At 43.8% G+C, this 12,319-nt stretch carries 9 protein-coding genes; 3 read left to right on the plus strand and 6 right to left on the minus strand.

Going from position 1 to position 12,319, the window contains the following annotated elements:
• Positions 1-2 precede the first annotated feature (2 nt).
• Together trpR and sltY are read right to left on the minus strand one after the other, a co-directional pair.
• Entirely contained in the window at positions 3-323 is a 321-nt protein-coding gene (gene trpR, locus ACUN2T_RS22480; RefSeq protein ID WP_445495124.1) for a trp operon repressor, read from the minus strand.
• Positions 324-382: 59 nt separating this feature from the next.
• Positions 383-2,299 carry a murein transglycosylase gene (sltY, locus tag ACUN2T_RS22485; protein ID WP_445495125.1) on the minus strand — a complete coding sequence of 639 codons (1,917 nt, stop codon included), beginning with the start codon at positions 2,297-2,299 and terminating at the stop codon, positions 383-385.
• Positions 2,300-2,678: 379 nt separating this feature from the next.
• Between sltY and ettA the strand changes: the two genes are divergently transcribed.
• Positions 2,679-4,346, plus strand: a complete 1,668-nt coding sequence (gene ettA, locus ACUN2T_RS22490; protein ID WP_445495126.1) for an energy-dependent translational throttle protein EttA — start codon at positions 2,679-2,681, stop codon at positions 4,344-4,346.
• A 38-nt stretch (positions 4,347-4,384) separates the two neighbouring features.
• Here ettA and ACUN2T_RS22495 read toward each other — a convergent pair whose 3' ends face one another.
• The 4 genes from ACUN2T_RS22495 to serB all read right to left on the minus strand — a co-directional run bounded on the left by ACUN2T_RS22495 (position 4,385) and on the right by serB (position 9,443).
• Positions 4,385-5,164, minus strand: coding sequence for an ABC transporter ATP-binding protein (locus ACUN2T_RS22495; RefSeq protein WP_445495127.1), 780 nt, complete (start codon positions 5,162-5,164; stop codon positions 4,385-4,387).
• Between the two features lie 646 nt (positions 5,165-5,810).
• Positions 5,811-7,046 (minus strand): multifunctional transcriptional regulator/nicotinamide-nucleotide adenylyltransferase/ribosylnicotinamide kinase NadR, encoded by a 1,236-nt coding sequence (gene nadR / locus ACUN2T_RS22500; RefSeq protein ID WP_445495128.1) that lies wholly within the window; start codon positions 7,044-7,046, stop codon positions 5,811-5,813.
• Positions 7,047-7,058: 12 nt separating this feature from the next.
• Positions 7,059-8,441 (minus strand): DNA repair protein RadA, encoded by a 1,383-nt coding sequence (gene radA / locus ACUN2T_RS22505; protein WP_445495129.1) that lies wholly within the window; start codon positions 8,439-8,441, stop codon positions 7,059-7,061.
• 24 nt (positions 8,442-8,465) lie between these two features.
• Entirely contained in the window at positions 8,466-9,443 is a 978-nt protein-coding gene (gene serB, locus ACUN2T_RS22510; RefSeq protein ID WP_445495130.1) for a phosphoserine phosphatase, read from the minus strand.
• Positions 9,444-9,559: 116 nt separating this feature from the next.
• On the opposite strand from serB, the gene ACUN2T_RS22515 reads away from it, so the two are divergent.
• Positions 9,560-10,198 (plus strand): YtjB family periplasmic protein, encoded by a 639-nt coding sequence (locus ACUN2T_RS22515; protein WP_445495131.1) that lies wholly within the window; start codon positions 9,560-9,562, stop codon positions 10,196-10,198.
• Positions 10,199-10,622: 424 nt separating this feature from the next.
• Positions 10,623-12,287: a ShlB/FhaC/HecB family hemolysin secretion/activation protein gene (locus ACUN2T_RS22520; RefSeq protein ID WP_445495132.1), complete on the plus strand. Its 1,665-nt coding sequence runs from the start codon at positions 10,623-10,625 to the stop codon at positions 12,285-12,287.
• Positions 12,288-12,319: the final 32 nt, after the last annotated feature.

Consider the following 12,319-nt stretch of genomic DNA (forward strand, 5'->3'; position numbering starts at 1 on the left):
TGTTATTTCAGCAATTGTTCTTCTAACCACGCTTTCACATCGTTTGAAGCAAACTTCAAGCTATTAGAACCACGAGTGATAGTCGCAATTCCAACCCCAAGTTCATTTTTCAGCTCACGTTGGCTCATTTGCCCACTCATCAATTCTTTGATAATCCGGACTCTTGTAGCCAGTGCTGTCCGCTCATCAGGCGTCAATAATAACTGCAAAACCGGATGTTGCAGATCTTGCGCAAAAGCCTGTTGGAGTAACGTCACAAAGCGTTGCCAATCTTCATTATCTTGTGACGAAAGCGCCGGGTCTGTCAGATGATTTGGAATCATAATTAATCAGTTGCCATACTATTTAACTAGTACAGCAGCATAGCATAGTTTGCCGTAAATCAGTATCGCCTTTGCCATTCTGCGTTAGTCAACACCGTTGATGACTTACCCATAAAGTTACTGTAGAAAACATCATAAGCCAAAACATTTTTGACATAACTACGCGTTTCGGAAAATGGAATGCTTTCAATAAAAGCTATCGCGTCCAACCGCCCACCACTGTCAGATAACCAACGATCCACACGGGCCGGACCTGCATTATAAGCGGCACTGGCAAGTATCCGGTTATGACCAAAACGCTGATAAACCGATTCGAGATAAGCCGTACCAATTTCGATATTCGTCAGCGGATTCATCAACTGGCTACTATTTACATACCCCTGAATAGCATTTTGCTTAACCGTATCTGCCGCCGTTCCCGGCATCACCTGCATTAAACCCATTGCACCGACTGGGGAACTGGCTTGCGGATTCCAAGCACTTTCCTGACGGGCTATCGCCATCGCATAACTTTGAGAAATCCCCTTATCTGACGTGAAACGACTGAAATCTTGCTGCCATGCCAACGGAAAGCGCTCTTCAAGATAGTCCCACATTTTCCCGGTTATGGTCGCCTGTACACTAAGAGCCGCCCATTTTTGGTTAAAAGCATAACGTGCCAACTGCTGTTGTTTTGATTTATTCTGGCTGACAACCAAATAACTCCACTCTATGCGAGCAAGATTATCCATTTGCCAATATATCAATTCCCTTACTCTCTGCACTTCGGACATCGAAGCAATAGCCGAATCTGGTTTTTCTGCGATATTAATCGTCAGTGGATAACGGATATTCAGTCTTTGCGCAGCAACCATTGGGTAAAAACCGCGACCTTCTGTCAACTTACGCAGTATCGCCTCACCTTCGCTTTTATTATTCTGCGCCAATAAAATATTAGCCCGCCAATAACGCCATTCCTCTTTGTTCTGGGTCGCTAACGGTAGCAATTTGATCCACTGAACCAGACCAGACTCATCTGCATGACCCAACGCCAGACGAACACGACGCTCAAGCAGTGAAACAGATTGGCTATCACGGATCACATCATCGCGCCACTTCTCCTGCGCATCGTTTACATCACCCATTAACTGCCAGGCAACAATATCTTTTAACCGCTGGCGCTCACTGTCATTCATCTTTTGTGCTCTGGCAATTGATGGAATGATCGCTCTTGCCTGATCCGGATCTTGACGGGCAAGGAGTGAGAAAGCCGTTAAAGTAGCGACACGGGTCAAACCAGTCGGCCCAATATTATCAGCAAAAACAGATACGGTAGCAGGATCATCCTGCAACTTAATCAGGCCATCACCAATACTTTTGTATCCCAGTGGCAATCGTTTAGCGAGGTAACTGACCAGCGAAGTGTTCCCTGCTTTTAATGCGAGACTAATACGCTGTAATATCAATTCCGCCGATAAGTAGCCCGCTTGCTGCCAGACATCAAATAATTTATCGCAACTGGCCGGTAAAGAGCGACCATTCAACCAAATGTCTTTCGCTCCCTGCCAGGCAACCTGTTCTTCACCTATCGCCCATTTGGCAAAATAGTAATTACAACGGGTTGTAATCGATTTCGGTGCTGTAGGGCTAAATGCCAGCAGCCCACGCCAATCTTCACGATGTGCAAGTTCATTGATAAAACGGGATGATAAAGAACGTGCTGGTGGCAGATTAGGGTAACGATCAATAAAGCCACGGATCTGTTCTGGTGTCACCCGCGCCAAATCCTGAGTCAGTTCCCGGTATTTAAGATAAGGATAAAGCGGGTAGTCTTTCAAGGTTGGCATCAATCTCGCCACCTCAGCCATATCACTGGCATCCCACGCTTGCTTAATTTGCTGATATCGCTGTCGCTGATCGCCCAGAGAATCCGCGTTTGCTGCGACAGACACAACAACCAACCCTATAGCCATCGCAAAGTGTTGCCATTTAGCCATTCCCACACGCTCCTCCCGGAGATCAAATTGAATAGGTTAATATTACGAATGTATACACATCATAATAATATAATCACCGCCACTTACCACATTAATTCACACCATGATGAAATATTTAACCGTATATATTAAGCAGGTAAGTTTTTTATCCAATAAATTGATCCATCCTAACAAACTCGCCCCAGAGCCATCCTCTTCCGGCAATTGGGTTATAGAGTTTATTAACTTAAATCGGGTAAACTGTGACAAATCGTATTCAGATGAACATAAATAACCTAACTGGATATAATCAGAAACCAACACGCCCTGTTCATGCGATTGACTTCGCAAAACAGGCATTATCATTATAACAATCAGAGATAGCGAGGCTTATAGCAACGTGGCTCAATATGTTTACAGCATGCATCGGGTCGGCAAAATTGTCCCCCCGAAGCGTCACATTCTAAAAAATATCTCCCTGAGTTTCTTTCCGGGAGCCAAAATTGGTGTTCTTGGCCTTAACGGCGCGGGTAAATCAACCTTACTGCGGATTATGGCCGGTATTGATAAAGATATCGAAGGCGAAGCCCGCCCACAGCCGGGAATTAACATTGGCTATCTACCACAGGAGCCAAAACTAAACCTTGAGCACACTGTCCGCGAAGCAGTCGAGGAAGCGGTTAGCGAAGTGAAACTCGCGCTGACCCGTCTGGATGAAGTCTACGCAGCCTATGCTGATCCTGACGCTGATTTTGACAAACTGGCTAAAGAGCAAGGCGAGCTGGAAGCGATTATCCAGTCCCACGATGGCCATAACCTTGATAACCAGCTTGAGCGTGCAGCTGACGCGCTGCGTCTGCCGCCGTGGGATGCAAAAATTGAGCATTTATCTGGGGGTGAACGCCGCCGTGTAGCAATCTGCCGTTTACTGCTGGAAAAACCAGATATGCTGCTGCTGGATGAACCGACAAACCACCTTGACGCCGAATCCGTCGCTTGGCTGGAGCGCTTCCTGCACAATTACGAAGGTACTGTTGTTGCAATTACGCATGACCGTTACTTCCTTGATAATGTTGCTGGCTGGATTTTGGAACTTGACCGTGGTGAAGGTATTCCATGGGAAGGTAATTACTCTTCATGGCTGGAGCAGAAAGACGCCCGCCTGGCTCAGGAAGCGTCAACAGAAGCCGCCCGCCGTAAATCTATTGAGAAAGAGCTGGAATGGGTTCGCCAAAATCCAAAAGGCCGTCAGGCAAAAGGTAAAGCACGTCTGGCCCGGTTTGAAGAATTAAACAACGTTGAATACCAGAAACGCAACGAAACCAGCGAACTGTTTATCCCACCTGGGCCACGCTTGGGCGACAAAATTCTGGAAGTGGAAAATCTGACCAAATCCTATGGCGACCGGGTGCTTATCGACAATCTGAATTTCTCTCTGCCAAAAGGGGCAATTGTCGGGATTATCGGGCCTAACGGTGCAGGTAAATCCACCCTGTTTCGTATGCTTTCCAACCAGGAACAACCTGATTCTGGTACTATCGTATTAGGTGAAACTGTCAAACTGGCTTCTGTAGATCAGTTCCGTGACGATATGGATGATAAGAAAACCGTCTGGGAAGAGATTTCCGGCGGTCAGGATATCATGCGTATCGGCAACTTCGAGCTGCCAAGCCGTGCTTATGTTGGTCGTTTCAACTTCAAAGGTGTTGATCAGGGTAAACGTGTCGGTGAACTGTCAGGTGGAGAAAGAGGCCGGCTACATTTGGCGAAACTGCTGCAAGTTGGCGGTAACATGCTGCTGCTTGACGAACCAACCAACGACCTGGATATCGAAACCTTGCGCGCACTGGAAAACGCCCTATTAGAGTTCCCAGGTTGTGCCATGGTTATTTCCCATGATCGTTGGTTCCTTGACCGTATCGCAACCCACATCATTGATTATCAGGATGAAGGTAAAGTGACTTTCTTTGAAGGTAACTTTAGTGAATACGAAGACTATAAAAAGCGGACTCTTGGGGCCGAAGCGCTAGAACCGCATCGCATTAAATATAAGAGAATCAGTAAATAATCATATTGGAAATGGCCTGATAACAGGCCATTTTCCTCTCAATTATTTTCATATAAACGCGTAGTTTTATTCATTATGCTATGTGTTAGATAAGTATCATGGATAATCTTTCCTTCTTTCAGCGTAATAATACGATCTGCATGCCTAATAAGCCTATTATCCTGTGAAGCCACAACAACCGTTCCTCTTTGGTTATGAGCAATAAAACTTAAGATATCAATAGCTACCTGACAATCATAATTATCAAGATAACTGGTTGGCTCGTCAGCAAACAAATACAAGGGACTTTTCACAATAGCTCTGGCGATTGCTACCCGTTGTTTTTCATTATCACGTAATTCATTGGGATATATATCTTTCTTGTGTTTCAGACCAACAATATTGAGTGCCTTAGTTGCCCTGATCATGGCTTCCTGATGAGAAGTTGTCATTCCACAAGACAGAGATAATAGCAAATTATCCAGGACCGTAAGTTCATTAGATAAATTAACTCTTTGAAAGATAAAACCACAATTCATCAAATGGAATCTATCTAATTCGCTGTTATTCAGTTTACCCAATTCTTTATCAGCAATTAATATTTTTCCTCTATCGAGACGCAATAACCCAGAAATCGTTGCCAGGAAAGTACTTTTTCCCGAACTGAGATCCCCAGTAACCAAAGTAAATTCACCTGGAAAAATAGAAAGAGTGATGTCTGAAATCATTTTCTGGTTAGCTTTACTGTTAGAAAAACCATATGAAATATCAATGGCTTCAATCGTAGCAATTTGATTCAAATTCATTATCTCAGCATAATAGTGTAAGAAATCTGGCATTATCAGTAACACTTGCAGCCAGAGCAATCCGTAAAAATACAGATATTCATCATTATAAGATTACACAAACGAGGGGAAATCATATAAGAAATATCTCAACTAAAAGTATATCAATATTTCTACCAGTGACTATTTCAAATGGCTATCTGTATGCTAAAATTAAAATTTCACTAAGCAAGATCAACCCATTCCTATCAACCATTCATTAGCAATAAGCGATTATTTTGTTAGTTAAAATACAAAAATAACATCAGACAAATAATTTTTTATATATAAAAACACCTTAACATCATAACACCATGTTAAAATTGATATTTATTTTCTATATAACAACGACACATCAAATGTTTAAACTTTTAATAAAAAACCAACCTTAACTTATTCTAAAATAAATCACAAACATAAAAAATTTTATTTGGAAATCAACAGGGAAGTATTTAATTATTAATTTTACTTTTATTCAAGGAATAAATAATCAATAGAAGTATCAAAAATATTAATAGCTATTATATATTTTATTACTTATAAGTAATAAAAACATCCAACCACAATGCATATTGTGGTTGGATATACATTGAATATATTTATTAATTTATCATATAAAATATTGTATATGAATCTAATTACAAACGATTCAACTAACGTGTTACTTAGGATTAACAGCTAAAAGTTGCTGAATTAGCTCTATACAGTGCAGAAAACGCTGATCATAGTCTGGTGAATTTACATTGACATATTCAATATTATTGTCTTTCAGCATATCTTCCAACAATTGCTGGAACGCTTTACGATCCTGCTCGCTGCCAAGGCTACGCAAACCGTCAGAAACCCAAGGTGTGTTGTTTTCCAATAAAATGACTAAATCAAATCGGTATTCATCAATCAATGCCTGAACAAACGGGTGTTCACGTCCCTCATACCGCTTACAGAATGCTTGGGTAGTCACGAAATCAGTATCGACAAATGCAACTTTATTCGCATATTTTACTGCGAAATCAATATACTGAGCCTGCCCCAACGCAATTTTGTCATAGTCTGAATATTGCAGCGCCATCTCATCGCCTCCCAGATGAGAAAAAACATAATCACGACCATATTCCCAGGCACTGGTAGTATTAAAAATATTTGCCAATTTGTTAACCAATGTGGATTTACCGCTGGATTCTCCACCGAGAATCGCCACAGTACGCACAAAGAAAGGCTTTACCTCCGTAGGGATATATTCCCAATGACGGAATGGATCCTGACGAATATGCCGGCCACTGATCTTCATAAACGAACGCTGTGGATCGATAAGAATAGTCTCAATTCCCAATTGCTCTTTATAACGGGGAGTATCCTGAGCTTCACTGGAATAAATATAACTTGGATTAATCCCTTTTTTTGACATAAAGGCTTTCATGCCTTTACTCCACACATCCCAACCATGTGGGTATGGCTCAATTCCCTGTTCATCAAAAGAGTGAATATGAATATTTTTCTGATACTTAAACGTCTGAAGTAACCAGCGCAGACGATCACTGACCGTCGGTTGCTGCGACATGGAGCTGCTTATAAACAACTCCCTGTCTCTGGGCTCATCATGGCAGAGGATGATATGCAACTCATCCACCTGACTACAAGCCCGCTGAATCAGATAGATATGCCCGGTATGCAATGGATAGAACTTACCGAATATCACCCCAACCGTTTTAGGCTGCACAGGATATTGCACCCCCAAATAGTTATGGAGAGATGCCAGTTTTTGAGCACTGGGACTTTTGATTTTGTCATTAATTAACTGGCTGAGATAACCTTTGGTCATACCGCTTACATCAGCAACTTGCTGCAAGGTACAACCTGTTTGTTTGATCGCTTCTTTAAGGTAGTCAAATTGACCCATATCTCCTCCTGTTTAATCAAGATCTTCCATAACAGATAACGCATCTGCCAACTTTTTCACACCGAAAACTTTCATCCCTGGCAGCTCTTTTTTCGGCATATTGGCATAAGGCACTATCGCCCGTTTGAAACCATGTTTAGCCGCTTCAGATATCCTTTCCTGCCCGCTGGGTACAGGACGAATTTCACCGGCCAGCCCCACCTCACCAAATACAACCAAATCATGCGGTAGAGGCCGGTCGCGAAAACTGGAGACTAAAGAGAGAAGTAAAGCGAGATCTGCGCTGGTTTCCGCGACCTTAACCCCACCAACCACATTGACAAACACATCCTGATCAGACATTTGCAAGCCACCGTGACGATGAAGAACCGCCAACAAAATAGCCAACCGGTTTTGCTCCAAACCCACAGCCACCCGCCGTGGATTGGTCATCATCGAATGATCCACCAGCGCTTGAATCTCGACCAACAGAGGACGCGTCCCCTCCCACACCACCATGACGGAACTACCTGCTGTGATTTCATCACCACGGCTAAGGAAAATCGCGGATGGGTTACTGACTTCGCGCAATCCCTGCTCTGTCATAGCGAATACCCCAAGCTCATTGACAGCACCAAAACGATTTTTATGACTGCGTAAAGTACGAAAACGGGAATCAGCTTCACCATCAAGCATCACTGAACAGTCAATACAGTGTTCCAACACTTTCGGACCCGCCAGCGAGCCATCCTTGGTTACATGGCCTACCATGACAATGGCAACACCGCGGGTTTTGGCAAACCGGGTAAGATAAGCGGCGGTTTCCCTGACCTGCGCGACACTCCCCGGAGAAGATTGAATATCCGCCATATGCATCACCTGGATGGAATCAATCACCATCAGTTTTGGCTGCTCCTGCTCCGCAATCAGGCAAATCTGTTCAATGCTTGTTTCTGACAGCATATTCAGATTATCAACCGGCAACCCCAACCGGTGCGCACGCATCGCAACCTGCTGTAATGACTCCTCTCCAGTGACATATAAGGTTTTCATCTGTGCGGACAACTGACACATCGTCTGCAACAATAAGGTACTTTTCCCTGCGCCGGGGTTCCCTCCAATCAGAATCGCGCTACCGGGTACAACACCACCGCCAAGAACCCGATCGAACTCTTTAAATCCAGTGGAAAAGCGGGGAAGCTCTTCCAGACTAATCTCTGATAATTTCTGAACCCTGCTGACACCAGCATCTCCCGCATACCCACTGAACCTGTCATTACGAGAGGAAGATGCGGCGGCTAAACGCACCTCAGTAATGGTATTCCAGGCATGACATGCACTGCATTGCCCCTGCCAGCGCGGATAATCCGCCCCACACTCATTACAGACAAATGCCCGTTTTACTGCTTTTGCCACGCTGTACTCCCTAAAACCACTTTATTAACGTTCTTCGTGTTTAAGACCGCCGCTTAACACACACAGTACTCCCATTAGATCAGCATGACGAATCGTCACTTTCGACTGTGCATAAACTTTCGGTTTGGCATGATAAGCAACACCCAGCCCTGCTTTGCGAATCATTTTCAGGTCATTGGCACCGTCACCAATAGCGACAGTTTGTTCCAACGGGATATCCAATTTTTTCGCCAGCTTCACCAATGTGGCAGCCTTATATTTAGCATCAACAATTGGCCCGATAACCTTACCTGTTAACTTGCTGTTTTTGACTTCTAATTGGTTTGCCACCGCAGCAACTAAACGTAAACTCTGGCGCAAATGGTCGGCAAAATAGGTAAACCCTCCCGATGCGATTGCGACATGCCAATCAAAAGATTGTAACTTACGCACCAAACTGGTCAGCCCCGGCATAAGCGGCAAATCTTGCGCCACCTGCCGCAAAATGTCAGCATCAGCCCCTGCAAGTTGAGCAACCCGCTCCCGTAGGCTATCAGAAAAATCCAGTTCTCCTTGCATTGCCCGCTCGGTAATTTCGGCTACTTTGTCACCTACGCCGGCCAAACGGGCAATTTCATCAATACATTCAATTTGAATTGCCGTTGAATCCATATCCATCACCAGCAAACCTGGTGAGCGCAACCGTGGGATCTGCCCCAAAGGAACTACATCCAGCCTGCACTCATCAGCCAACCTCTTAATACGCGAAGTCAAACTTCCGGCAATACGTACCACCCGATAATCATCAATACGCCATGAAGAAACGATGACAATAGCAGCACCAAGCCGGTGCTGAAAATTACTGATACGTTGTTTATCCAGGCCACGACCATATATCAACCAGCCACTGTCACCAGCCCGATAATCCAATGGCATAACCTCCTCCCCACTTAACGAAAGTGGTAATCCCGGCCACTTATGGACCTCCTCCGGCAAATAGCGATAAGCCAGGTTATTAGACATGAATCCCTACTCCTGTAATCCCACATGACTCTGGCAGCAAAAAATTGCATTTCAAACTATCCTCCCTATATTGCATCTGGCAACATTGAGTTGACCAACGCCTGGAAGAAATAACCATGACCAAAGCTAAATTAAAATTTCGACTGCATAAAACAGCTATTATATTGATTTGTATTGCGTTATTAGCATCTCTAATGCAGGGCGTTTCTTATTTTAGCCGTTCTCACCAACAGGCCCAGATGGATCAATTTGAGGAATTGGCGAAAACCCTCGCAAAACAAGTCGCATTCAGCTTATCCGATTATATGGAGAGTGGCAGCAAAGATCTTAATAATGAACAGATACTGGCTAATTTGCACTACCTGACCAAAAACAGCCGCATACTTGACGCCAGTGTCTATATTAACAATGGGACACAAGTTGCCCATAGCGGAGAAAATGTATCGGTGCGGGATCGCTTATCTTTGGATGGTAAAAAAGCTGGCAGCTATTTTAACCACCAAATAGTCGTTCCCATTCCAGGAAAAGAAGAACCAAAAGGTTTTCTACGCCTGACACTGGACACACACAAACTGGCGACAGAGTCCAAACAAGTGGACAACACCACCAACCTGCTCAGGATCATGATTTTACTGGCTTTAGCCATTGGTTTTATTTTGGCACATAACCTATTGCAATTAACACCCAGCCGCTGGCAACAGTCGCCTTATTTGTTGACGGCCAACAGCAAATCAAACGAGAAAGAAGAAGAATAAGTTAAAATATCTAACGGCTATCTCTCAATCAGTAGTCGCTTATTTTTCGGTAAATAAGCCCCCTGCAATAATAATAAAAATAAAATCCCCCATGACTTAATACCAAAGCAAATAGTTTTCTAAGTTACTTTAACTATAATTACATAATAATACTCCTAGTGACATATATCACATATTCATCAATAAATAATATTAAATTACAAATACCCACATTATTAACATAAGTAATTGATTAATATCATATTTTATATTATTCATTATTCCCCAATAAAATATATAAGATATTGTTTTTATTAAAAATAAACATAAATCCACACGTCTTATTCATATCGATTAAGTAAATCTTACATATTGATTATTAAGTAAAATTAATGACTAATAGCGCCCCAAAAATTACATGACGTGTGCAGGATGCTAAAGAATAATGCAAAAAAAAGTTATTGTTTTTACTAGCTTTCTTATTGTTACTACCAGTGCTAAAGCCGCCGAAATATCAGATCAACAACTTATTCATCAACAGGAACGTCAGAAAGCCCTGGAGGCCCAATTAGCACCGCCACCAGCGGATATTCGTCTGTCTATACCTGAAAAAACAGTACCTTCTGAATTTCCGGTCGATACGCCCTGTTTTCCCATTACGCGTGTTGTTCTTGAAGGAACAGAAAATTTTCCTCACTGGTTACCACTGAAGCGTCTAGCCCAGAAGGGCGAAAACCAATGTCTGGGTACTCAGGGGATTAATGTGTTGATGACCCGAATACAAAACCGGTTAATCAGCCATGGCTATGTCACCAGCAGAGTATTAGTGCCCAATCAGGATCTTAATTCCAAGATATTAAAATTGGTGGTGATACCGGGCAAAATCCGGCATATCCGCTATACCGCCGAAAGCGGAAGTTATATCCAACAGGTAACCACATTTCCCCCTAATGAAGGAAAGCTGCTTGATTTACGGGATATCGAACAGGGATTGGAAAATTTACAACGTTTTTCTACCGTACAAGCCAATATGGAAATAGTGCCGGGTGAACAGCCAGGAGAAAGCGATATTGTGTTGGACTGGCGTCAATCACGACATTGGCAGTTAGCCGCCTATATGGATGATTCAGGTGCCAAAAGCACCGGGCGCTACCAAGGTGGGTTAACTTTATATCTGCATAACCCACTGGCGTTGAGTGACCTGTTTTATATCTCGGGTGGGCGTGATATACACTCCCCCTCCGGTCGCGGCAGCAAAAACCACACCATCCACTACTCACTGCCTATGGGGTATTGGATGGCCAGCATAACTGCCAGTCATTATGCTTATAACCAAACAGTCGCAGGGCTACACCAAGATGTTAAATACAGAGGTAAAAGCAACAACCTAAATTTCCAGCTAAGCCGGGTCTTACATCGTAACGCCAGCCAAAAAACCTCTCTTAACGGAGAAATTTATCGTCGCACATCCAGAAGTTTCACTGATGATACTGAGATAGGCGTACAGCGCCGGGACACTGCCGGTTGGAAACTGGGCTTATCCCATCGTCACTACATCGGCAGTGCGACACTGGATACGGGAGTAACTTACCAGCAAGGAACACGCTGGTTTGGCGCTCAACCAGCCCCAGAAGAGGCCCTTAGTGAAGCAACCGCTCTACTTAAAATAACGCAGTTTTCTGCCGCGCTTACCGCGCCATTTACCTTATTTTCTCAGTCATTTTCCTACAAAACCCAATACATGCGTCAAATCAGCGCCCGACAATTGACGCCACAGGATCAATTTTCGATTGGCAATCGCTGGACTGTACGCGGATTTGACGGGGAACGGACACTGAATGCAGATCGTGGCTGGTACAGCCGTAACGAATTGGAATGGCAAACACCACTGAATGGTCAATCCCTGTATATGGGAATGGATTATGGCGAAATTGGCGGACCGGGGAACGAAAAACAGTTGGGAAAACGCCTGGCTGGTAGCGTCCTGGGCTGGCGAGGCAGTTTGAAAAGCGTGAGCTATGACCTGTTTGCCGGTATTCCCCTATCCAAACCGGATGGCTTTAAAACCTCACCGGTCACAACCGGATTCAATTTGTACTGGCAGTACTAATTCAGAATAACAATGCTGCCAGAACGTAGCAG

This window comes from Photorhabdus machadonis, from assembly GCF_052657765.1.